Annotated in this window: 17 protein-coding genes; 9 read left to right on the top strand and 8 right to left on the bottom strand. The window is 61.6% G+C overall.

Annotated elements, in window-relative coordinates:
* Positions 1-10 precede the first annotated feature (10 nt).
* The 3 genes from HMPREF9720_RS15680 to kbl form a co-directional block, all read right to left on the bottom strand.
* Positions 11-493 (bottom strand): hypothetical protein, encoded by a 483-nt coding sequence (locus HMPREF9720_RS15680; protein ID WP_014775332.1) that lies wholly within the window; start codon positions 491-493, stop codon positions 11-13.
* A gap of 281 nt (positions 494-774) precedes the next feature.
* Positions 775-1,248: an Lrp/AsnC family transcriptional regulator gene (locus tag HMPREF9720_RS11095; protein ID WP_009598456.1), complete on the bottom strand. Its 474-nt coding sequence runs from the start codon at positions 1,246-1,248 to the stop codon at positions 775-777.
* A 13-nt stretch (positions 1,249-1,261) separates the two neighbouring features.
* Entirely contained in the window at positions 1,262-2,449 is a 1,188-nt protein-coding gene (gene kbl, locus HMPREF9720_RS11090; RefSeq protein ID WP_009598459.1) for a glycine C-acetyltransferase, read from the bottom strand.
* A 355-nt stretch (positions 2,450-2,804) separates the two neighbouring features.
* Between kbl and HMPREF9720_RS11085 the strand changes: the two genes are divergently transcribed.
* From HMPREF9720_RS11085 to galE, 9 genes are all read left to right on the top strand, one after another.
* On the top strand, positions 2,805-3,407 hold the full coding sequence (locus HMPREF9720_RS11085; RefSeq protein ID WP_009598428.1) for an RNA polymerase sigma factor: 603 nt from the start codon (positions 2,805-2,807) through the stop codon (positions 3,405-3,407).
* Complete coding sequence (locus HMPREF9720_RS11080; RefSeq protein ID WP_009598452.1) at positions 3,404-4,378, top strand: FecR family protein; 975 nt, start codon at positions 3,404-3,406, stop codon at positions 4,376-4,378. The genes HMPREF9720_RS11085 and HMPREF9720_RS11080 overlap by 4 nt, the downstream gene beginning before the upstream one ends.
* A 125-nt stretch (positions 4,379-4,503) precedes the next feature.
* The gene (locus tag HMPREF9720_RS15935) at positions 4,504-4,980 is read left to right on the top strand and encodes an STN domain-containing protein (protein WP_009598429.1); all 477 of its coding nucleotides are present in this window, start codon (positions 4,504-4,506) and stop codon (positions 4,978-4,980) included.
* Positions 4,881-7,805, top strand: coding sequence for a SusC/RagA family TonB-linked outer membrane protein (locus HMPREF9720_RS11075; RefSeq protein ID WP_254654389.1), 2,925 nt, complete (start codon positions 4,881-4,883; stop codon positions 7,803-7,805). The genes HMPREF9720_RS15935 and HMPREF9720_RS11075 overlap by 100 nt, the downstream gene beginning before the upstream one ends.
* Positions 7,806-7,818: 13 nt before the next feature.
* Positions 7,819-9,087 (top strand): RagB/SusD family nutrient uptake outer membrane protein, encoded by a 1,269-nt coding sequence (locus HMPREF9720_RS11070; RefSeq protein WP_009598453.1) that lies wholly within the window; start codon positions 7,819-7,821, stop codon positions 9,085-9,087.
* A gap of 19 nt (positions 9,088-9,106) precedes the next feature.
* Positions 9,107-10,078, top strand: a complete 972-nt coding sequence (locus HMPREF9720_RS11065) for a phosphodiester glycosidase family protein (protein WP_009598426.1) — start codon at positions 9,107-9,109, stop codon at positions 10,076-10,078.
* Positions 10,079-10,102: 24 nt separating this feature from the next.
* Positions 10,103-11,887: a lipoprotein gene (locus tag HMPREF9720_RS11060; protein ID WP_009598463.1), complete on the top strand. Its 1,785-nt coding sequence runs from the start codon at positions 10,103-10,105 to the stop codon at positions 11,885-11,887.
* A 298-nt stretch (positions 11,888-12,185) separates the two neighbouring features.
* Entirely contained in the window at positions 12,186-13,838 is a 1,653-nt protein-coding gene (locus HMPREF9720_RS11055; RefSeq protein ID WP_009598457.1) for an alkaline phosphatase, read from the top strand.
* A gap of 243 nt (positions 13,839-14,081) precedes the next feature.
* A complete protein-coding gene (galE, locus tag HMPREF9720_RS11050) occupies positions 14,082-15,110 on the top strand; it encodes a UDP-glucose 4-epimerase GalE (RefSeq protein ID WP_009598423.1) in 1,029 nt (342 codons plus the stop codon).
* Positions 15,111-15,291: 181 nt separating this feature from the next.
* On the opposite strand, the gene asnB is transcribed toward galE, so the two are convergent.
* From asnB to ilvD, 5 genes are all read right to left on the bottom strand, one after another.
* Complete coding sequence (gene asnB / locus HMPREF9720_RS11045; RefSeq protein WP_009598448.1) at positions 15,292-16,965, bottom strand: asparagine synthase B; 1,674 nt, start codon at positions 16,963-16,965, stop codon at positions 15,292-15,294.
* A 157-nt stretch (positions 16,966-17,122) separates the two neighbouring features.
* Positions 17,123-18,169 (bottom strand): ketol-acid reductoisomerase, encoded by a 1,047-nt coding sequence (gene ilvC, locus HMPREF9720_RS11040; RefSeq protein ID WP_009598425.1) that lies wholly within the window; start codon positions 18,167-18,169, stop codon positions 17,123-17,125.
* A gap of 12 nt (positions 18,170-18,181) precedes the next feature.
* Positions 18,182-18,724: an acetolactate synthase small subunit gene (gene ilvN / locus HMPREF9720_RS11035; protein WP_009598443.1), complete on the bottom strand. Its 543-nt coding sequence runs from the start codon at positions 18,722-18,724 to the stop codon at positions 18,182-18,184.
* Positions 18,725-18,738: 14 nt separating this feature from the next.
* Positions 18,739-20,466: a biosynthetic-type acetolactate synthase large subunit gene (ilvB, locus tag HMPREF9720_RS11030; protein ID WP_009598455.1), complete on the bottom strand. Its 1,728-nt coding sequence runs from the start codon at positions 20,464-20,466 to the stop codon at positions 18,739-18,741.
* A 17-nt stretch (positions 20,467-20,483) separates the two neighbouring features.
* On the bottom strand, positions 20,484-22,304 hold the full coding sequence (gene ilvD / locus HMPREF9720_RS11025; RefSeq protein WP_009598438.1) for a dihydroxy-acid dehydratase: 1,821 nt from the start codon (positions 22,302-22,304) through the stop codon (positions 20,484-20,486).
* Between the last annotated feature and the right edge of the window lie 61 nt (positions 22,305-22,365).

Below are 22,365 nucleotides of genomic sequence, written 5' to 3'. Positions count from 1 at the left end.
CGGGTGTGGATTATTTCCACACTTTGTAGCGCGATTCCACACCTTTCCACACTCCGGACGATTCCGGCGTGCCTTGCCGACCGCTGTCTATCAGCGGTTTGCCGTTTTTTATCCGGATGGCACGCCGCTTGAACTCCATTTTATCAGAACGGTTGGCGAGACATATCCGAACCGAAGAAGTGAAAAGGAACCTTTTAATTTTAAAAGCGATGAAAAAGACAATTGTAACGATGGCAGCTTTGCTGCTGATGGCTGGCGGAGCGATGGCTTGCGCCCAGCAGCCCGAAAAGAGAGAGGCGACCGAAGCTGCGGCTCCGGCTGCCGACACGCAGGAGAAATCGGCGGCTGACGATGCGGAAAAGACGGATTCGACTGCCGGAGAATCCGCAAAGGAGGAGAGTAAGGTTGAGAGTGAAGGGTCAAGTGAGGGTAACTCCTCCTCCGCATCGGAAGCACCGGCTTCGTCCGCCGAATAGGCTTCCGGGATAATCATCAGTTAAACAATTGTTTGCCGGGGTGCCCCGCCTGTTTTCAGGCGGGGCGCTTTCCTTTTGTGCCGGCAGGTTAGGCGTTTGGCTGGAGGCGGGCGGTTTTCGGGGTATATTGCAGGGTGTCGGTTCTGGTGCCCGGCAGGTCCGGAAGATCAGGGACCGGCGGGTTTTTCCGGGATGTGATAACGAATCGGGTTGCACCCTTTCCCTCGCAGGCATGAAAAAACGGAGACCCCATCGGGTCTCCGTCGTGCGGGGAGGGCGGATGATTCTCCGCCGGATGCTATTCCTCGATAAAATCGATGTTCACCTGCCGCTGGAACGCTTCCTGCAGCGAGATCTGGGTCTCGGTCGAGGAGACGCCCTGAATGCGCAGGATGCCGTCGAAAATCGTGCGCATGAGGTGCTCGTTGTCCACGCAGTAGAGCTTCACGAGGATATTGCCCGAACCGGTGATGAAGTGCGCCTCCACGATTTCGGGAATCTCCTTGAGCTGTTCCACGGTTTGCTTGAGCAGCTGCGGGTCCTTGAGCGTGATGCTGATGTGGGCGCAGACGTCGAAGCCCATCATTTTGGGATCGACGATCAGCCGGCTGCCCAGAATCACGCCCGAATCGTCGAGCTTGCGGATGCGCTGATGGATCGCGGCGCCTGAGATGCCGCATTCGCGGGCGATCTCAAGAAAGGGCATGCGGGCGTTCTTGATCAGGTATTTGAGGATTTTGCGGTCGATCGCGTCTAAGGATGTTTTCGGCATAGGCTTGAGGGTTTTATTTGATGACATTCAATTCTTTGCCGACCTTGATGAAGGCGGCGATGCAGCGGTCGAGCTGTTCGGTCGTGTGGCCTGCGGAGACCTGCACGCGGATGCGGGCCTGACCCTTCGGCACGACCGGATAGTAGAAGCCCGTCACGAAAACCCCTTCGTCCTGCAACCGGGCGGCGAAGTCCTGCGACAGCTTGGCGTCGTAGAGCATCACGGCGCAGATGGCCGACTGCGTGGGTTTGATGTCGAAACCTGCGGCCATCATGCCTTCGCGGAAGTGCTCCACGTTGGCCACCAGACGGTCGTGCAGTTCGTTGCTTTCGCCCAGCATGCGGAACATTTCGATTCCGGCGCCGACGACGGCAGGGGGCAGCGAGTTGGAGAAGAGGTAGGGGCGCGAACGCTGGCGGAGCATCTCGATAATCTCCCTGCGGCCCGTCGTGAAGCCGCCTACGGCGCCGCCGAAGGCTTTGCCGAGCGTGCCGGTGAGGATGTCCACCTGACCGCGCAGGTCGTAGAGTTCGGTGATGCCGCGGCCGGTTTTGCCCAGCACGCCCGCCGAGTGGCACTCGTCCACCATCACCAGTGCGTCGTATTTCTCGGCCAGCGCGCAGATCTTGTCCAGCGGCGCGGCATTGCCGTCCATCGAGAAGACCCCGTCGGTGCAGATGATGCGGAAACGCTGCGCCTGCGCTTGCTTGAGACACTCCTCCAGCTCGGCCATGTCGGCGTTGGCGTAGCGGTAGCGCACGGCCTTGCACAAACGCACGCCGTCGATGATCGACGCATGGTTCAGCGAGTCGGAGATAATGGCGTCCTCCTGACCGAAAATCGGCTCGAAGACGCCTCCGTTGGCGTCGAAGCAGGCGGCATAGAGGATCGTGTCCTCGGTGCCGAAGTAGTCGGCTATGGCTTTTTCGAGCTGTTTGTGGATGTCCTGACAGCCGCAGATGAAACGCACCGACGACATGCCGTAGCCGCGGTTGTCCATGGCCCGTTTCGCGGCTTCGATCAGCCGCGGGTTGTCCGAAAGTCCGAGGTAGTTGTTGGCGCAGAAATTAAGTACCTTACGACCTGCAACTTCGATCTCCGCGCGCTGCGGCGATTCGATGACCCGTTCGCTCTTGTAGAGCCCTGCAGCCTTGATTTCGGCAAGTTCCTGCTGCAGATGTTCTTTGATTTTTCCGTACATATCCGTTTATGGTTTGATGAATTTCCGGTGCGGGAGGTGTCAATCTGTTAGCAAATATACGATTAATTTCTGAAAACAGACATTCTTCCGCGCTCTTTTTCACGATTGGGGTTACGAATTGTTAGTCCGCCTCGTCTTGCGGCCTCCGCCGGGCCTGCGCAGCCCCTCGGTTCGCTCCCTCCGTACGGCGGGGCGGAGATTTTTTATGCGGCGGGTCACCCGTTTCCCCAATCGGGGTGTCTATATGAACGAAGGGGGAATCAAACGATGGGACGATGGTGAAAAAACAGCCGCCCGGCTTGTCCGGATAAGAGCAATGCAGTATATTTGTACATAACCATACTCCATTGTAAGGGTGAACGAGGATTTTCATATTTCCGGGACCGCCGCGGACGAGTGCGAACTCTTCGAACGGATCCGAGGCGGCGACGAGCAGGCTTTCACGCTGGTTTACGAGCGTTACCACGGCATGCTCTATTCGCTGGCGCTGCGGATGATCAAGCAGACCGGGGCGGCCGAAGACGCCGTGCAGTACGTCTTCGTCAGGCTTTGGGAGCTGCGCGGCGGATTGTCCGTGACGGTCAGCCTGCGCAATTACCTCTATACGATGACCAAAAACTACCTCCTGAACTATATCCGCCACAACGGCCGGGTGCTGGAGCAGAGCTACGTCATCGCCCAGCTCCGCCAGCAGCAGGACGACACGCTGGCCCAGTATATCGAAAGCCGCGATATCGACCGGCGTCTGGGCGAGGCCATCGACCGTCTGCCCCGCCAGCAGCGGGCCGTGATAATGATGAAGCGCGACGGCTGTTCGAACCGGGAGATCGCCGAAAAACTGCATGTTTCGATAAACACCGTGAAGACCCATTACGCCGACGGACTCCGGTCGCTCCGGCTTTCGATCGGCCCGATAATAAAGATGATAACCCTGCTTGTAATGATTCGCAGCCTATGAAACGACCTGACAGAGATACGATCCGCAGAGTCCTCGACGAACGGGCTACGCCGCAGGAGGCGCGCGAGGTGGCCCGCTGGTTCTCCTCGGCCGAAGGCGCCGCCGAATTGTCGCGGCTTATCGACGAGGAGGCCCGCATGCTCGAAACCGGAGAGCGGATGCCTGCTTCAGGGATTCCCTCCGAGGCGATTTACCGCCGTATCCGTGCGGCGCTGGTCCGGCGCCGCCGCCGGCGCATTGCGCTGCGTGTCGCTGCGGTGCTGATTCCCTGCCTGCTGGTGCTCGGCGTCGGCATCCGTCTCGACCGGCAGGTCGGCGGCATTTTTTCAGCGCCGGAGTATGCCGAAATCTACGTTCCGAAAGGCGAGCGGATGCAGATGGTCTTTCAGGACGGCACGCGCGTCTGGCTGAATGCCGACACGCGGCTGCGGTATCCCGAAAAATTCGGTTTTTCGATGCGGCGGGTCGAGCTGGACGGCGAAGCCTATTTCAGCGTCAGCCACAATCCGGCGCGGCCCTTCGTCGTCGGACTCGGCGGCGCGCAGATCGAAGTGCTCGGAACGGAGTTCAACGTGCAGGCCTACGACGACAGTCCGCTGATCGCCGTATCGCTCGATGCGGGCAGCGTGTCGATGTCCGACGGCCGGAATTCGTTCCTGCTGGCGCCCTCCGACCGTCTGCTTTACGACCGGACGACCCGTCAGGGCCGTCTGGACCATGTCGATACGTCGGGAGCTTCGCTGTGGCGCAAGTCGATCATCTCCTTTAGGGACACGCCGCTCGAAGAGGTGCTGCGCACGCTCGGCCGCTGGTACGACGTGACGTTCAGGGTGACCGATCCGCGGGCGTACGACTATTATTTTACGCTGACGACCCACGATTCGTCGCTTCGGGAGATTCTTTCAGAGCTGCAGCGCATCGCTCCCATGCACTTTACACGGGAGGGCGATACGATCGTTATCGGCATGTAGACGATTTTTTTCACCTCCGGACTCATTCTTTTCGCCCGTTCGCGTGTCAATTATTCAGAGGACACGGGAACGGGTTTTCCGATTCCTCCCGAAAAACTATTAACAACAACCTTAAACTACCATTCATGAAACATTTTAGACTACTGTTTCTGACAGTCGTTCTGTCGGCGGTTTGCGCGACGGCTTCGGCCCAGCGCGTGACGCTCGACATGCAGAACGCCAAGTTGGAGAAAGTGCTCGGACAGATCACGCAGCAGACCGGTCTGGTGTTCAATTACACCCGGCCGACGATCAATCCCGACAAGCGGGTTTCGGTCAGCGTGAAACAGGCCGAACTGGAGAGCGTGCTCCGTCAGCTGTTCGATGCGGACGGCATCGTGTACGAGATCAAGGACGGAAAGGTCTATCTGGCCGACCGGAAGGGCGGCGTCAACCCCCCCCGGCCTTATCGGCGGCCAGACAGCGGTATGCCGGACGCATCGTCGATGCTGCGGGGAATCCGGTGGTCGGCGCGAGCGTCGTCATACGGGGATCGACTACGGGCGTCAGTTCCGATATCGACGGCCGTTTTGCCATCGAGGCCCGCGAAGGAGAGGTGCTGAGCGTGTCGTTCGTCGGCTATACGCCCCAGACCATCACGCTCGGAGCCAAGACGATGCTGACCCTGACGCTCCGCGAGGACACATCCGAGCTGGAAGAGGTCGTGGTCGTCGGCTACGGCACCCAGCGCCGTTCGCTGGTGACCAGCGCCATCAGCAAGGTGCAGATGAACGAGTCGAACATGCGGCAGGTCGCCAGCCCGACGCAGCTGCTCAGCGGCCGTGTGGCCGGTGTGACGACTTCGACCGGTTCGGGTAACTTGGGCAGCGGCGAGCGGATGGTGATCCGCGGATCGTCGTCGCTGAGCGCGGGCAACGAACCCCTCTATGTGATCGACGGCATTCCGATCACCAACACGAACGCCAATCTGGTCGATTTCGGCGAGGACATGTCTTCGCTGGCGACGCTCAACATCAGCGACATCGAGTCGATCGAGGTGCTGAAAGACGCCGCTTCGGCGGCCATTTACGGTTCGCGCGCCAACAACGGCGTGATCGTTATCACCACCAAGTCGGGCAAGGAGGGCAAATCGGAGGTGCATCTCAACTTCAACACCGGAGTCACCCGCTTCGCCAACGTGGGGAAGATCAAAATGGCCGATTCGGGGCTTTATGTCCGCGATTTCAACGAAGGCGTCGACAACTACAACCGCCAGTACGGCTACAAACCGGGGGATTCGGGTTTCAAGAAGCATATTCAGAATCCGTTCGGCACGCTGCCCGACACGGACTGGATGGATCTGATTCTCCAGACCGGAACGTTCTATAACGGCGACGTGTCGTTTTCGGGCGGCAACGTCAAGACCAGATATTATGTCGGCGCCAATTACAACCACCAGACGGGCGTGATCCGCACCAACAAGATGGAGAAGATGAACTTCAAGGTGAAGATCAGCCATGAATTCACGCCGTGGCTCGAAGTCGGCGCCAACGTTTCGGGCAACTATATCAAGAACCACCAGATTCCGGGAGCCAACTCCGGCACGACCATTATCGGGCGCAGCATCCAGCAGCGGCCCTTCGACCGTCCCTACAAACCCAACGGCGACTATTACGTGGGCGGCACCGACGAGCTGGTGTTTCACAACCCGATGCAGATTCTCGACGAGGAGACGGCCTATATCGAGAACATGCGTTATCTGGGGAATTTTTACGCTACGTTCAAGTACAAGGACAAGTTCGCCTTCAAATCTTCGGTCAATACCGACATCACGCAGATTTACGACTACACCTACTACAACGAAAACCACCCTTACGGCAAGGGCGTGGGCCGTATCGTCGATTACAACCGGACGATCAAGAATATCCTCGTGGAGAATTTCGCGACTTACAACGACAAGTTCGGCGACTTCTCGCTCAGCGCCATGCTGGGTCATTCGTTCCAGAAGGTGACCACTCGGTCGGCCAAACTCGACGGCAGCGGATTTCCCTCGCCTTCGTTCGACGTGGTGGGCGTGGCCTCTTCGCTCGACGCCTATTCGGGATCGCTCTCCAATTACGCCATGGAGTCCTATTTCGGCCGTGCGACGTTTTCCTACAAGGACCGTTATGTGCTGACGGCCACGCTGCGCACCGACGGTTCGTCGAAATTCGCGCGCGACAACCGCTGGGGCTGGTTCCCGTCGGTGTCGCTGGGCTGGAATATCTCCAAGGAGAATTTCATGAAGGACAGCGATACGGAGCTTAAGTTCCGCGTCAGCTACGGCAAGACCGGCAATCAGGAGGGTATCGGCTCCTACGCCTATCAGGCGCTCATGTCGGGCGGCTACAACTACGGCAACGGCAGCGGCATCGCCGTTTCGACCTTCGGCAACCGCGACCTGACGTGGGAGAAGGCCGACCAGTTTGACGCCGGATTCGACATCACGCTGTTCAAGGGGCGCGTGAACATCATGGCGGACGCCTATTACAAGAAGACCAAGGACCTGCTCTACAGCACGCCGATCCACAGTACGACGGGCGTGACGAGCATCATTAGCAACATCGGGTCGATGCGCAACATCGGCGCCGAGCTGACGATCAACACCCATTTCAATTTCGGTCCCCTGTCATGGCTGTCGCAGTTCAACATCGCCACCAACCGCAACAAGCTCACCGAACTGCTGGGCGACGACAAGCCGATCTCGATCGGCGCCAACCGTGCGCTGCAGGTCGGCAAGGAGGTCGGCGCGTTCTACCTCTTCATCATGGACGGCATCTACCAATACGACGGCGAAGTGCCCGCCGAGCAGTATGCGCAGGGAATCCGTGCCGGCGACGTGAAGTGGCGCGACGTGGACGACAACAACCTGATCAACGACAACGACCGTCAGGTGATCGGCTCCTCGAATCCCTACTTTTCGGGCGGCTGGAACAACACCTTCCGTTACAAGGGCGTCTCGCTCGACGTCTTCTTTACCTACATGTACGGCAACGACGTCTATGCGGCGTGGAAGATCAACACCTCCAAACTGGGACACAAGAACGGCGTGCTGGCTGAGGAGGCCCGCAACCGCTGGACGGGACCCGGTTCGACCGATCTCCATCCGCGCTCGGTGAGCGGCGACACGAACAACACCCGCAACTCCGACCGCTGGCTCGAAGACGGTTCGTTCCTGCGGCTGCGTTCGCTGACGCTTTCCTACACCTTCCCCGAAAAGATCAGCCGCAGGCTGGCCATGAAGTCGCTGCGCGTCTATTTTCAGGGAGACAACCTCTGGCTGGCGACCCGCTATTCGGGCTGGGACCCTGAGGTGAGCAACAACCTCGATCCGCGCTTTATGGGCGTCGACAACTTCTCCGTACCCCAGCCGCGCATGTTCTGCTTCGGCCTTAATGTGACATTCTAAAAAGCTGACAACCATGAAATATATAACCGTATTACTGTTCTGCGCCCTCGGCTTCGCAAGCTCCTGCTCGAATATGCTCGACCAGTATTCGCATTCGGCCATTCCGCCTGAGGCCGTAACCGAAAAGGATCTGCCGGCGCTGCGTCTGGGCATGTATAACCGTGTGCAGAACGAGCCGCAGACCCGCTCGTTCATCATGTGCGACATTCTGGGCGGCGACATCACCCAATCCAACTACAATCCGATCGACGTCATCAATTCGACGCTCAGCCCGCTGAATTCGGCAATCGTCAACGGCTGGAACGGCTATTACAGCGCGCTCTATCAGGTCAACAACCTGCTGGCCGTGACGGCGCAGTTCCCCGATTCGGAAATCAGCGTCCGCGCCAGAGGCGAAGCGCACTATTTCCGGGCCTATATCTATTTCTGCCTCGTGTCGCGCTGGGGCGGCGTGCCGCTGCTGCGCGAAAACACGCTCGACAAGCTGCCCCGCAGCCCGGCCGCCGATGTCTGGGCGCTGATCGAGGAGGACCTCGACACGGCGGCTTCGCTGCTCGACACCAGCGAAAGCTACTACTACGTGTCGCGCAACGCCGCACTGGCGCTCAAGGCCCGCGTGATGCTTTCGCAGGGCAAGATGACCGAGGCGGCGCGTCTGGCCGAGGATCTCATTACGTCGGGGCCTTACAAGCTCGATTCGTTCGACAAGATTTTCCGGAAGAAGGCCAACACCGAAATTATTTTCGCCTTCGAGAATATCTCCGAAGAGTCGTCGATCAATATCAGCGACCTGTTCTACACCTACGGCCATCCCAACAAGGGGCAGGGCGTATACCGGCTGCCCGCCTCTACCGTGGAGCTGTTCGGCGCCAACGATACGCGCAAGGAGATGAGCGTCATCAATATCGCCGGTACGGACTGCCTGAACAAGTACCCCAGCGGCCAGACCGGCAAGGACCCCGTGATCGTGTCGCGCATCGCCGAGCTTTATCTGATCAGCGCCGAAGCGCAGGGCCGCGCCAAGGGCGTCGGACGCCTGAACGAACTGCGCCGCGAACGCGGACTCGACGACATTTATCCGGCTTCCGACGCCGCCTATGTCGACGCCGTCCTCGACGAACGCCGCCGCGAACTGCTGGGCGAGAACTTCATCTATCACGATATGGTGCGTACGGGCAGGGCCGTCGAGCGTCTCGGAATTCAGAAATTCCAGCTGCTGCTGCCCATCCCCGGCAAGGAACTGCAGCTGAATCCGCTGCTGGAACCCAATCCCGGCTATTAAATCCTAAAATGACCGAACCATGAAAAACAACTGTTATATCAAACTGCTTTTTTCCGGGCTTTTCGTGCTGGCGGGCTTCGCGTTCTGCGGCTGCAACGACGATCCCGAATATACCCGATACGAAGCCGTTCCCCGAAGCGAGATCGGCCGCAAACTGGTCGAAGGGACGAATCTGATCGCCCACATCTCGGTCGATTCGACCTATGTGCTGGCCAACGGCGCCTCCGTGACGGAACTGCGCTACCTGTCGGCGTCGGGACTCGCCATGGCGGCGTTCTTTTTCGAAATAGACCTCACTTCGCCCGACATCGCACTCGAAGTCTGCACCCCTCAGAACAAGCCGATCGGCGTCGGTTTCGAACCGGTGACGCAGCAGGCGATGCACGTCGACGCCGAGGGACACCGGGTGCTGGGCGGTACGAATGCCGATTTCGGCAGCGAGACGCAAAAAGGCCCGCAGGGAATCTTCTGGAAGGACGGCGTCGCGCAAAAGACCGTGTTCAACACGACGCCTGCGCGGCCGCGTAGCTTCTTCGCGATCCGGACCGATAAAAGGGCCGTTGCCGCGGCCGCGGCCGATTACGACGAAATCGCCGCGTCGAAGGTCATCTACGAAGCCGTGGGCGGCGGTCCGGTGCTGGTCGACGACGGGGTGGTTCCCATCCCGCTCGATCCCAACGACCTGTCGGTCGAGCCGCGTACCTGCATCGGGGTCTCCGAGGACGGGACGAAGGTCTGGATCATGGTCGTGGACGGCCGCAACTTCTACTACTCGAACGGCATGTCGTTCGTCGAGCTGGGGCAGTTCATGAAAGCCGTCGGTTCGTACGACGCCATCAATCTCGACGGCGGAGGTTCCTCGACCTTCTTCGTGCGCAGCGCGCCCGGCTTCTCGGCCGACGACCGTTTCGAAATCCGCAACTGGCCGACCGACGGCGGAGGCGTCGAGCGCGCCGTGTGCAACGGCCTGCTGATCGTTTCCAACAAATAACCGATTTAACACATGCAATCAATTATGAAGAAGATCAGAAAATACGGAATAATCCTGTTTGCGGGGCTTTGCGCGTGTGCGGCGTGGTCCTGCGAGGAGGATAAGACCGACCGGAAATTCACGCCGAAGGATCCCGTCATCAAGCTGGGCGGCGATGTCGAGGTCGGAAAGGCGGGCGGAAGCTATACCGTCCCCATCGAGTCGAACCTGCCGTGGCGGGTCAGGTCCGAAGTGGACTGGATTCTGCTCGGCGAGGTGGAGAACGGCATGGGAGACGGCGAATTCACCTTTACCGTAAGCCCGAACAAGACGCTTTTCGAGCGCGAAGGGCGGGTTACGGCGTGGATCACCGACGAATATGCGCAGTCGATCCGTGTCGTGCAGGCGCCCAGCTCCCCCGAAGACCTCGAAGTGCATTGGTACGTCAAGACCGACGGCAGTGCCGACAACGACGGCATGACGTGGGAGACGGCGACCACGCTGCACAATGCGCTGTCGAAGAGCATCAACGGCAACTTCATCCACGTGGCGGCCGGCACCTACGTCCCTGAGCAGAGTCTGGCGGGAAGCAAGGGCGCGGCGGAGGACGCCACGTTCGAGATTTCGGCCAACGTCTCGCTGATCGGCGGTTATCCGGCCGGTGCCGTGACGGGCGCCGTCGCCGATCCGGACGCCAATCCGACCGTTCTGAGCGGCCGTCTCTCCGGCGGCAGACATGCCTACCATGTGGTCTGCGTCACGGCGGCCAAGGCCGACGGCCGGCGGGTGCTGATGAAGGGGCTGACCATTACCGAGGGCCTTTGTTCGGGGACGGCTTCGTATTATACGCTCAACGGGGCGCGTTTCTACATCTCGCGCGGCGGAGGCGTCACGGTCGGCAATGCGGCGGTCGATATCGCGGACTGCAAGATCACGCAGAACAAATCCGCCAAGGACTGCGCCGGCATCTGCATCGTGGCCGGGGCCGACGTGTCGCTGACGGACACCGAAATCTCGGAGAACGAATGCAGCAACGGCAACGGCGCCGGCCTGCACAACGAAGCTTCGGTCGTCCGTATGGATCGCTGCACCGTGCGGGGCAACTCCGCGTCGGGTGTCTGCGGCGGCGTTTATACTTTCAGCAGCAGCGCCCCGTCCTATACGTACATCTACAACAGTACGCTTTGCGACAACCGTACGGATGGGAGCAAGAACTCCCGCCGCGGAGGGGCCGTTTACAGCCGCGAGTATTCGGAGACCGTGCTGGTGAACTGCACCGTGCACGGCAATACGGGCGGCAACGGCGGCGGCATCGCCCTGTACGGGGCTTCGGGCAAGGAGTCCAAGATGACGCTCGTAAGCTGTACGGTGACCGGAAATACGTCGCTGTTCGTAGGCGGCGGCGTGGAATTCACGCCCTATACGACGATGAACGTCTACAATACGGTCGTTTCGGGCAATACCGCAGCCAACGGCGGCGACGATCTGGTGGGAACCAATACCGCTTTGGCGGCTACGGCCAACCTGCCTGCGGTGCTCTCGTACGCCGTGAACGGAAGCGTGGTGTACGGGGCCGGCAAGGCCGTGGTGGCGGGCAGCAGTTTCGATCCGGCGACGATGCTCGGCCCGCTGGCCGGCAACGGAGGCCCGACGCAGACCTGCCTGCTGCTGGGGGCGGACAGTCCCGCCCGGACGCTGGGCATGCCCTATGTCGATTTGTCGGCGCTTGGGCAGGATTTCGATCCGCAGATCGGTCCCGAAATCACGGGCTTCGACCAGACGGGGCTTTCGCGCGAGGGAACCTCGGCGATGGGAGCCTGCGTGAAGTAACGAGACGGACGGAGGGCGGCCGGATTTCTGTAGGCCGCTCCTCCGCCCGATATTCGGCGGCGCTCTTTTGCGGAGCGCCTTCCGCCCGGTCGCCGGGGTGCGGACTCCCTTTTGCGGGCGGACCGTTCCCCGGCGATTTTCGGGTCCGGATTTGCTTATTTCTTCGTATCCTTTCCCATTTTCTTGTTTTTTCGTACCTTTACTACCGTTTTTGCCCGACAGGCCGATTCCAACGATGCGAGACACCTTTGCCGTCGTTCGCCCTCCGGTGCAACGCCCGTAAAAACCGCAATGGATTATGATGAAAAAAAGTGCAATTCTGCTGCTTCTGCTCTTCGCCGCGCTGGCGGCCGGGGCGCAGCCCTTCTACCGCAAACCCGTCGCCCCGGTGCGCAACGTCATCGTGATGATTCCAGACGGAACCTCTACGAGCGTCCTCGCCGCGGCGCGCTGGTATAAATTCTACAACGACCCTTCGCAGCGGATGCTCAACCTCGATTCCTGTCTCTGCGGGCTGGTCGGGACGTTCTCGTCCGATTCGCCGATCCCCTGCTCGGCCCCGGCCATGTCGGCCTACATGACGGGCATGCCCCAGCAGGCGGGCAACGTTTCGGTCTATCCGGCGGCCAATCCCGCGCAGGATATCGTCGAGGTCGAATCCGGACGGGCCTGTCAGCCGCTGGCGACGCTGCTCGAAGCGGCCAAGCACGACCGGGGGAAGGCTACGGGACTCGTCGTGACGGCCGATTTCTGTCATGCGACGCCCGCCGCCTGTGCGGCGCATCACTACTCCCGCCACGCCTATCCCGCGCTGGCGGCCCAGATGGCGGGCAACGACTTGGACGTGATGTTCGGCGGCGGCCGCAAGCAGGTCACGGACGCCATGCGGGCGTATCTGCGCGGCAGCGGCGCGACGCTTATCGAGCAGGATGCCGCGGCGTTCCGCGCCTACGAGGGCAAAGGCCCCGTGTGGTCGCTTTTCGCGCAGGGGAACATGAGTTACGACCTCGACCGGAACGATGCCGAACAGCCGTCGCTGGCCGAGATGACGGCCAAGGCACTGGAGGTGCTGGACAGGCATAAAAACGGCTTTTTCCTGATGGTCGAGGGCAGCCGCATCGATATGGCGGCGCATGCCAAGGACCCCGTGGGGGTGATTACCGAGATGCTGGCCTTCGACAAGGCCGTGGGCGTGGCGCTCGATTTCGCCCGCCGCGACGGGCGGACGGCCGTTGTCATCATGCCCGACCACGGCACTTCGGGGCTAAGTTTCGGCGACGGGGCCTATAAGGATTACGCCTCCAAGGGACTCGATTCGACCTATATGAATATCTCGAAGGTGCGCCGCACGGCTTCGGGGCTGGAAAAAATACTGCTCAAGGCGCGGCCGGAACAGATCCGGCCCCTGTTCCGCGAATACACGGGCATTGAGCTTACGGACGATGAACTGGCCCTGCTCCGGAGTTCGCGCAACTATACCGAGGCCGACTACATGAAGGTCGCCAACAGCGTGAACATGGTGTCGAGCATCGCCCGCATCGTGACCTCCCGGACCCATTTCGGGTTCCTCAGCGGCAGCCATACCGCCGAAGACGTCTTTCTGGCGGCTTACCACCCGGAGGGCAACCTGCCCGTGGGGCGCAATACCAATACGGAGATCCATGCCTACATGGCCGACCTGCTCGGTTTGGAGCGTCCGTTGGCTGAATTGACCGGCGAACTGTTCGCACCGCATACCGAGGTGTTCCGCGGCGCGAAGTGCTCGATTTCGGCGGCCGAAGGGCAGATGCCCTGCCTGACGGTCCGCAAGGGGCGCCGTACGCTGCGCGTGCCGGCCAACGGTTCGGTCGCCTACCTCGACGGCAAGCCCCTGAAACTGCGCTCGGCAGTGGTCTATATCGACCGCAACGACACGTTCTACCTGCCGCGCGAGCTGGGCGAAAAATTCTGACCCGGCAAACTCTTCCGGCGGTCGGCGCGCATTGGGACGGCGTCCGGCACACATTGGGGCGGCGTCTGGCAAATTTTTCCGGCGGCTTTCGGGACCCCTTCCGGATTTATACGGCCCGCTCCGGACTTCGGTGAGAAGTCCCGGAGCGGGTTTTTTCGGGCCGGAGGTTCAGGATTTCGGGCGGTTTTGAGGGATAACCGCTTTTTCTTGTTATATTTGTGACTCAAATAAAAACCTCAACTTATGAAAAAATCGTGTGTTTTGGTCAGCGGCGGCGCCGGTTATATCGGTTCGCATACCGCCGTGGAACTGATAGGCGCCGGTTACGACGTGGTGATCGTCGATAATCTTTCGAACAGCGACATGAACGCCGTCGAGGGAGTCCGCAGGATCACGGGCGTCGAAGTGCCGTTCGAAAAGGCGGACTGCTGCGACCGCGACGCTTTCCGCAAAGTGTTCGAAAAGTACGACTTCGACTCGGTGATTCATTTCGCGGCGTCGAAGGCCGTGGGCGAGTCGGTCGGCAAGCCGCTGGAATACTACCGCAACAACCTCGTTTCGTTTATGAACGTCATCGACCTCATGCGTGAGTTCGGACGTCACAACATCGTCTTCTCGTCGTCGTGTACGGTTTACGGCGAGGCCGACAAGCTGCCCGTGACGGAGCAGACGCCCCGCAAGCCTGCGACCTCGCCCTACGGCAACACCAAGCAGATGTGCGAGGACATCCTGCGCGATTCGCTGGCGGCCTACGACGGTATGAAGGGCATCGCCCTGCGCTATTTCAACCCCATCGGCGCGCATCCTTCGGCCCTGATCGGCGAACTGCCGCGCGGCGTGCCGCAGAATCTGGTCCCCTACATCACGCAGACGGCCGCGGGACTCCGCGAGTGCCTTTCGGTCTTCGGCAACGACTATCCGACGCCCGACGGCTCGAACATCCGCGACTATATCGACGTGGTGGACCTCGCCAAAGCCCATGTGACGGCGATCGCGCGCATGATCGAGGGCAAGAACAGGGAGAAGTACGAAATCTTCAACATCGGCACGGGACGCGGCGTTTCGGTGCTCGAACTGGTGCGTAAGTTCGAAGAGGTGAACAACCTGAAACTCAACTACAAGATCGTGGGCCGCCGTGCGGGCGACATCGTGGCGATCTGGGCCGATCCGTCGTATGCCAACGACGAACTGGGTTGGAAGGCCGAACGTTCGCTCGACCAGACGCTGGCTGCGGCGTGGAAATGGGAGAAGCATATCCGCGGCATCGAATAACCGCCTCCGGCGTGCCGGACCGCGGCGCTGCGTTTCGGCGGCGAAAGCTGCCGGGAGTACTTCGGAAGCATGCATTCGGATAAACTTAGGGAGGCCCCGGATTCCGGGGCCTCCCTCTGCTTAAAACATGCTGAAGTTTTCGGAAGGTTCGGTCGGTGAAGTGTTTTAAGCGTATGCGGTGCTAACTGTGCGTCAGGTCGGTGTTGTGGACGCCCAGCACGGCGCGGCCCGACGGGTCGTTCCTGTCGCGGAAGGCCGCGTCCCAAGCCAGCGCCTCGGCGGTGCTGCACGCCACGGAGGGCACCGAAGGAACGCATTGGGCCGCGGTCTGCGACGGGAAGTGCTCTTCGAAGATCGTGCGGTAATAGTACTCCTCCTTGTTGCGGGGCGGATTGATCGGGAACCGCTCGGCGGCGTGTTCCATTTCGCGGTCGGAGACCGCTTCGGAGGTGATTCGTTTCAGGGTGTCGATCCAGCCGTAGCCCACGCCGTCGGAGAACTGCTCCTTCTGCCGCCAGACGATCTCTTCGGGAAGCAGCTCCTCGAAAGCCTTGCGCAGAATCCACTTTTCGATGCGTCCGTCCTTGGCCATCTTCGCTTCGGGATTGATGCGCATGGCCACGTCCAGAAACTCCTTGTCGAGGAACGGCACGCGTCCCTCGACGCCCCATGCGGAGAGCGATTTGTTGGCCCGCAGGCAGTCGTAGAGGTGGAGCTTGCCGACCTTGCGCACGGTCTCCTCGTGGAATGCGCGGGCGTTCGGGGCCTTGTGGAAATAGAGGTAGCCGCCGAAGACCTCGTCGGCGCCCTCGCCCGAAAGCACCATCTTGATGCCCATGGATTTGATGACACGTGCCAGCAGGTACATCGGCGTAGACGCCCGCACGGTGGTCACGTCGTACGTCTCGATGAAGTAGATCACGTCGCGCAAGGCGTCCAGACCCTCCTGAATGGTATAGTGGATTTCGTGGTGCACGGTGCCGATCCGGTCGGCCACCTTGCGGGCCGCCGCGAGGTCGGGGGAGCCTTCGAGTCCGATGGCGAAGGAGTGGAGCCGGGGCCACCACGCCCGGTCGCGGTCGTGCGATTCGACGCGCCGGTCGGCGAATTTCCGCGCCACGGCCGAGATGATCGACGAGTCGAGACCTCCCGACAGCAGCACGCCGTAGGGCACGTCGGACATCAGCTGCCGCTTGACGGCCGCTTCGAGGGCGGCGCGCAGGGCCGGAATGTCGGCGCCGGTCTCTTTCACGGCGTCGTATTCGAACCAGTCGCGGTCGTACCAGCGGACCATTTTTCCCTCTTTGCTCGACCAGTAGTGGCCCGGCAGGAAGGGCTGGATCGTGGTGCAGACCCCTTCGAGGGCTTTCAGCTCCGAGGCCACGTAGAACTGCTCGTCGCGGTCCCAGCCGATGTAGAGCGGGATGACGCCGATCGGATCGCGGGCGATCAGGTATTCGTCGTTTTCGATGTCGTACAGCGCGAAAGCGAAGATGCCGCTGATCTTTTCGAGCAGTCCGACGCCCATTTTTTGGTAAAGGGGCAGGATCACCTCGCAGTCCGAGCCTGTCCGGAAATCGTACTCCCCGGCCAGCTCGTCGCGGATTTCCCGATGGTTGTATATCTCGCCGTTGACAGCCAGCACCAGTTTCCCGTCGCGGCTGAAAAGGGGCTGTCCGCCCGACTGGGGATCGACGATCGAAAGCCGCTCGTGGGAGAGAATCGCCCGTTCGCCGCAGTAGACGCCCGACCAGTCGGGTCCCCGGTGGCGGATATTTTTCGACATTTTCAGCACCTGCGTGCGCAGCGCATCCGATTTCTGCCGGATGTCAAACAGTCCTACGAATCCACACATTTTCTGTTCGTTTGTTGTCATGGAACCCTCCCTTGGAATAGGCGGTTCCGGGGTTTGTCAATAGGATAAGCCGGGCGTGCGGCGTGCGCCGCCGGCGGGCAGGCCGATGCCGGGGACGTACTTTGTGCCGCACCTCCCCGGCGTCGCCCGCATTGCGTCAGTTGTTTTCGGGGCGCAGCTTGCGCACCACGGCGCCGGTCTGCCACATCTCGCTCTCGCGCATCTGACGCAGCTCTTCGTCGAGCTTCTCGCGGTAGTCGGGCTTGCTGTTGAGGTCGATCGAACGCTGGGCCTCGTTGCCGGCGGCGACTTCGCGGTAAAGCTCCTCGAAGACGGGTTTCGTGGCGTCGCGGAAACGTTTCCACCAATCCAGCGCGCCGCGCTGGGCCGTGGTCGAGCAGTTGGCGTACATCCAGTCCATGCCGTTCTCGGCGACCAGCGGCATGAGCGACTGCGTCAGCTCCTCGACCGTCTCGTTGAAGGCTTCCGAGGGGGTGTGGCCGTTGGCGCGGAGCGTTTCGTACTGGGCGGCGAAAATGCCCTGAATGGCGCCCATCAGCGTGCCGCGCTCGCCCGTCAGGTCGGAGTAGACTTCGCGTTTGAAGTCGGTTTCGAACAGGTATCCCGAACCCACGCCGATGCCCAGCGCCACCACGCGCTCGAAGGCGCGGCCCGTGGCGTCTTGGAAAACCGCATAGCTCGAATTCAGTCCCCGGCCCTGCAGGAACATGCGCCGCAGCGAGGTGCCCGAACCTTTGGGGGCGATCAGGATCACGTCCACGCCGGCCGGGGGCACGATGCCTGTGCGTTCCTTGTAGGTGATGCCGAAGCCGTGCGAGAAGTAGAGCGCCTTGCCCGGCGTGAGGTGTTTTTCGATGGTGGGCCATACGGCGATCTGGCCCGCGTCGGACAGCAGGTACTGGATGATCGTTGCGCGCTCGGCGGCCTCTTCGATGCCGAAGAGCGTCTTGCCCGGCTCCCAGCCGTCGGCGACGGCCTTCTCCCAGCTCTTGCTGCCCTCGCGCTGGCCGACGATGACGTTCAGGCCGTTGTCCCTGAGGTTGAGCGACTGCCCCGGACCCTGCACGCCGTAGCCGATGACGGCGATGGTTTCGTTTTTCAGGACTTCGCGGGCCTTCTCCAAGGGGAACTCCTCGCGCGTAACAACATTTTCTTCGACTCCGCCGAAATTGATCTTTGCCATAATTAGTATGATTTAAAAGTGATTTGAATTCGTCTGCCGTCGGCTGCGTTCCAGCTCTTCGAGGTACTCGTTGAGCAGTTCGCGCCGCGATTTGATGATGGCCACGATGCCGCTGCGCACGAACTGCTGCACGCCGTAGGGCTGCAGCAGGCGGAACAGCTCCTTGGTCTCGGCCTTGTGGCCCGTCTTCTCGACCACGATGTAGTCGTCGTCGATTTCGAGGATGCGGACGTTGTGCTGGCGCACGAGGCGCTCGACGCTGCGGCTGCGCGTCACCTTGTAGAGGGCGATCTCCTGCTGCACCACTTCGTCGGAGGTGTAGACGAAGGTCTTCAGCACGTCGATCTTCTTTTCGATCTGCCGCACCAGCTTTTCGACCCGTTCCGGTCCGGTGCGGACGACGATCGTGAACTTATGGATGCCCGCCAGCGCCGACTCGGAGGTCGTGAGGCTCTCGATATTGACGTCGCGGCTGGTGAAAACCGTGGTGATCTGGTTCAGCAGACCCACTTTGTTTTCCGAAAATACGGTGATGATATACTCCTGTTCTTCCATTGCTCGTTCGGATTTTACTCCAGCCGGATCGCCGCGACGGGCGCGCCGGCCGGCACCATGGGAAATACGTTGTCTTCGCCCTCGACGCGCACTTCGAGCAGGTATGCACCCCGGCAGGCCTGCATCTCGGCGATGGCTTCGGAGAGCTCCCCGCGCCGCTCGACGCAGCGGTAGGCGATGCCGTTGCCGCGGGCGATCAGCCCGAAATCGGGGTTTGCCAGCTCGGTGAACGAATAGCGGCGGTCGTAGAAAAGTTCCTGCCACTGGCGGACCATGCCCAGAAACGAGTTGTTCAGCAGGACGATCTTCACGGCCACCTGCGACTGGAAGATCGTGCCCAACTCCTGAATGGTCATCTGCAGGCCGCCGTCGCCCGCGAAAAGGCACACTTCGCGGTCGGGGGCGCCCAGCTTGGCCCCGATGGCCGCGGGAAGCCCGAAGCCCATCGTTCCCAGCCCGCCCGAAGTCACCATGCTCCGGCTGCGGCGGAACCCGAAATAGCGGGCCGCGAACATCTGCTGCTGACCCACGTCGGTCACCAGCACCGCGTCGTTGTCGTAGGCGCGGGCCACGGCGGCGACCGCTTCGCCCATGCGGATACGGCCTTCGGCGGGATGGACCGCCCGGCGGATCACCTTCTCGTATTCGATCTTGTCGCAGGCGCGGAATTCGTCGATCCATGCCCGGTGGCTGCGGGCTTGTATGCGCCCGGTGAGCAGCGGAAGGGTCTGTTTCACGTCGCCGACCAGCGGCACGTCGGCCGGGACGATCTTGCCGATCTCGGCGGGGTCGATTTCGAGGTGGATGATCTTGGCGTTCGCCCCGAAACAGCCCGGATTGCCCGTCACGCGGTCGTCGAAGCGCATGCCCACGGCGAGGAGCAGGTCGCAGTCCCGGTTTTTGATGTTGGGACCGTAGTTGCCGTGCATGCCCAGCATGCCGACGTACTGCGGCGAGTCGGTCGGCAGGGCCGAAAGCCCCAGCAGGGTCGATGCGGCGGGCATGCCGCTCTTGTCGAGGAAGGCGCGCAGCTCCGCTTCGCCGCCGCTCAGGATCACGCCCTGTCCGATCATCGCCAGAGGCCGTTGTGCGGCGTCGATCAGCTTTGCCGCTTCGTCGATGCGCTCTTCGGAGGGTACCGATGCGGGGACATAGCTGCGGATCGAAGCCACTTTCTCGTAGCTGAACGGGGCCGTTCCGCACTGGGCGTCCTTGGTGATGTCCACGACCACGGGGCCGGGGCGGCCCGAACGGGCGATGTAGAACGCCTTGGCGATGGCGCCCGGAATCTCTTCGGTGCGCTTGACCTGACAGTTCCATTTGGTGACGGCCTGCGTGATGCCCACGAAATTGGTCTCCTGAAAGGCGTCGGTGCCCAGCAGCGACGAACCGACCTGCCCGGTCACGAGCACCAGCGGCGTGGAGTCCATCAGCGCGTCGGCGAGTCCCGTCACGGTATTGGTGGCGCCGGGGCCGGAGGTGACCAGACAGACCCCCACGCGGCCGCTGACGCGGGCGTAGCCCTGCGCGGCGTGTACGGCGCCCTGTTCGTGCCGCACGAGGATGTGGCGCAGGCGGTCGCGGTAGTCGTAGAGTGCGTCGTAGACGGGGATGATCGCCCCGCCGGGGTAGCCGAAAATCGTATCGACGCCCTCGCGCAGGAACGATTCGATCAGGGCCTGCGCTCCCGTGACGGAGGGACCGGGCTGCGGTTCGGACATGTTTGTTTGCGTCGTATCCATGATTGCTGCTGTTTTACTTATTCTTCATCGACGATGCGTACGGCGCCCTTGTCGGCCGAGCTGACCAGCTTGGCGTAGGCGCGCAGCGACGCGGGGACTTTGCGGTCGCGTGTGGCGGGGCGGAAATACTCCTGAGCGGCCATCCGCGCGGCGATTTCGGCGTCGTCTGCCAGAAGGCGTATCGAGCGACGCGGGATGTCGATCTCGATTTCATCGCCCGTCCGGACGACGGCGATTTCGCCCCCGGACGCGGCTTCGGGCGAGACGTGGCCGATCGACAGCCCCGACGTGCCGCCCGAAAAGCGGCCGTCGGTAATCAGCGCGCAGGCTTTGTCGAGGTGCTTGGATTTGAGGTACGACGTGGGGTAGAGCATCTCCTGCATGCCGGGGCCTCCCTTGGGGCCTTCGTAGCGGATGACGACCACGTCGCCCGCCTGCACCTCGTCGCCGAGAATGCCCTCGATAGCCTGTTCCTGCGATTCGTAGACCCGTGCGCGGCCGCGGAAAACGTGCAGCGACTCATCGACGCCCGCCGTCTTGACGATGCAGCCGTTGCGGGCGATGTTGCCCGTCAGCACGGCCAGTCCCCCGTCGCGGGAGTAGGCGTGTTCGACGTCGCGGATACAGCCCGTCGTGCGGTCTGCGTCGGGGGCGTCGTAATAGGAGTGCTGCGCCCCCAGTTCGCGGCTGTAAAGCCCCGCAGGGGCGCTTAGCCAGCGGCGCAGGGCCGCGTCGGTCAGCGTCTCGCTGCGCAGGTCGCAGGCGTCGATCGCTTCGCGGAGCGTCCGCCCGTCGATGCGCGGGACCGAGGTGTCGAGCAGGCCGGCGCGCGCCAGTTCGCCCAGAATGGAGAGGATGCCGCCGGCGCGGTTGACGTCCTGTATGTGATACTGCGAGTTGGGAGCCACCTTGCAGAGCACCGGAACCCGGCGCGAAAGGCGGTCGATGTCCTGCATCGTGAAATCCACGCCGGCTTCGCGGGCCACGGCCAGCAGGTGCAGCACCGTGTTGGTCGAGCCGCCCATGGCGATGTCGAGCGACATGGCGTTTTCGAAGGAGGCCTTGGTCGCGACCGAACGCGGGAGCACCGATTCGTCGCCCAGAAAATAGTAGCGTTCGGCGTTGCGGACGATCAGCGCCGCGGCGTCTTCGAACAGCCGGCGTCGGTTGGCGTGCGTGGCGACGATCGTGCCGTTGCCCGGCAGCGAGAGTCCCAGCGCTTCGGTCAGGCAGTTCATCGAATTGGCCGTGAACATGCCCGAACACGAGCCGCAGCCGGGGCAGGCGCAGCGTTCGACGCGCGCGATCTGCTCGTCGCTGCAGGCTTCGTCGGCCGCCATGACCATCGCGTCGATCAGGTCGATGTCCCTCCCGTCGAATTTGCCCGCCTCCATCGGCCCTCCCGACACGAAGACCGTCGGGATGTTGAGCCGCATGGCGGCCATCAGCATTCCGGGGGTGATTTTGTCGCAGTTCGAGATGCAGACCAGCGCATCGACCTTGTGGGCGTTGGCCATGTATTCGACGCTGTCGGCAATGATCTCGCGCGAGGGCAGCGAGTAGAGCATGCCGTCGTGGCCCATGGCGATGCCGTCGTCTACGGCGATGGTGTTGAATTCCGCGGCGAAACATCCGCAGGCTTCGATGCGCTGCTTGACATACTGCCCGATTTCGTGCAGGTGGACGTGTCCCGGCACCAGCTGGGTGAACGAATTGGCGATGCCGACGACCGGCCGCCCGAACTGTTCTTCGCGCATGCCGTTGGCGCGCCAGAGGCTTCTGGCGCCGGCCATGCGGCGGCCCGTCGTCGTGACGGCGCTTCTGAGTGTGTGTTTCATCTTCTCTCGTTTTTCGGCATGTCCGCTTCCGGCGGCGGGGCCGGATGTCAAAAAAGCTCTC

This window comes from Alistipes sp. HGB5 (assembly GCF_000183485.2).
GTDB classification, from domain to species: domain Bacteria; phylum Bacteroidota; class Bacteroidia; order Bacteroidales; family Rikenellaceae; genus Alistipes; species Alistipes finegoldii.
The sequence above is the reverse complement of the archived record's forward strand: the minus strand, read 5'-3'. Positions and strand labels throughout refer to the sequence as shown.

What these genes read in the sequence shown, in the direction of transcription:
- HMPREF9720_RS15680 (WP_014775332.1), bottom strand. Translation starts at nt 493, where the DNA reads ATGATTATCCCGGAAGCCTATTCGGCGGACGAAGCCGGTGCTTCCGAT.
- HMPREF9720_RS11095 (WP_009598456.1), bottom strand. Translation starts at nt 1,248, where the DNA reads ATGCCGAAAACATCCTTAGACGCGATCGACCGCAAAATCCTCAAATAC.
- kbl (WP_009598459.1), bottom strand. Translation starts at nt 2,449, where the DNA reads ATGTACGGAAAAATCAAAGAACATCTGCAGCAGGAACTTGCCGAAATC.
- HMPREF9720_RS11080 (WP_009598452.1), top strand. Translation starts at nt 3,404, where the DNA reads ATGAAACGACCTGACAGAGATACGATCCGCAGAGTCCTCGACGAACGG.
- HMPREF9720_RS15935 (WP_009598429.1), top strand. Translation starts at nt 4,504, where the DNA reads ATGAAACATTTTAGACTACTGTTTCTGACAGTCGTTCTGTCGGCGGTT.
- HMPREF9720_RS11070 (WP_009598453.1), top strand. Translation starts at nt 7,819, where the DNA reads ATGAAATATATAACCGTATTACTGTTCTGCGCCCTCGGCTTCGCAAGC.
- HMPREF9720_RS11065 (WP_009598426.1), top strand. Translation starts at nt 9,107, where the DNA reads ATGAAAAACAACTGTTATATCAAACTGCTTTTTTCCGGGCTTTTCGTG.
- HMPREF9720_RS11060 (WP_009598463.1), top strand. Translation starts at nt 10,103, where the DNA reads ATGAAGAAGATCAGAAAATACGGAATAATCCTGTTTGCGGGGCTTTGC.
- HMPREF9720_RS11055 (WP_009598457.1), top strand. Translation starts at nt 12,186, where the DNA reads ATGATGAAAAAAAGTGCAATTCTGCTGCTTCTGCTCTTCGCCGCGCTG.
- galE (WP_009598423.1), top strand. Translation starts at nt 14,082, where the DNA reads ATGAAAAAATCGTGTGTTTTGGTCAGCGGCGGCGCCGGTTATATCGGT.
- asnB (WP_009598448.1), bottom strand. Translation starts at nt 16,965, where the DNA reads ATGTGTGGATTCGTAGGACTGTTTGACATCCGGCAGAAATCGGATGCG.
- ilvC (WP_009598425.1), bottom strand. Translation starts at nt 18,169, where the DNA reads ATGGCAAAGATCAATTTCGGCGGAGTCGAAGAAAATGTTGTTACGCGC.
- ilvN (WP_009598443.1), bottom strand. Translation starts at nt 18,724, where the DNA reads ATGGAAGAACAGGAGTATATCATCACCGTATTTTCGGAAAACAAAGTG.
- ilvB (WP_009598455.1), bottom strand. Translation starts at nt 20,466, where the DNA reads ATGGATACGACGCAAACAAACATGTCCGAACCGCAGCCCGGTCCCTCC.
- ilvD (WP_009598438.1), bottom strand. Translation starts at nt 22,304, where the DNA reads ATGAAACACACACTCAGAAGCGCCGTCACGACGACGGGCCGCCGCATG.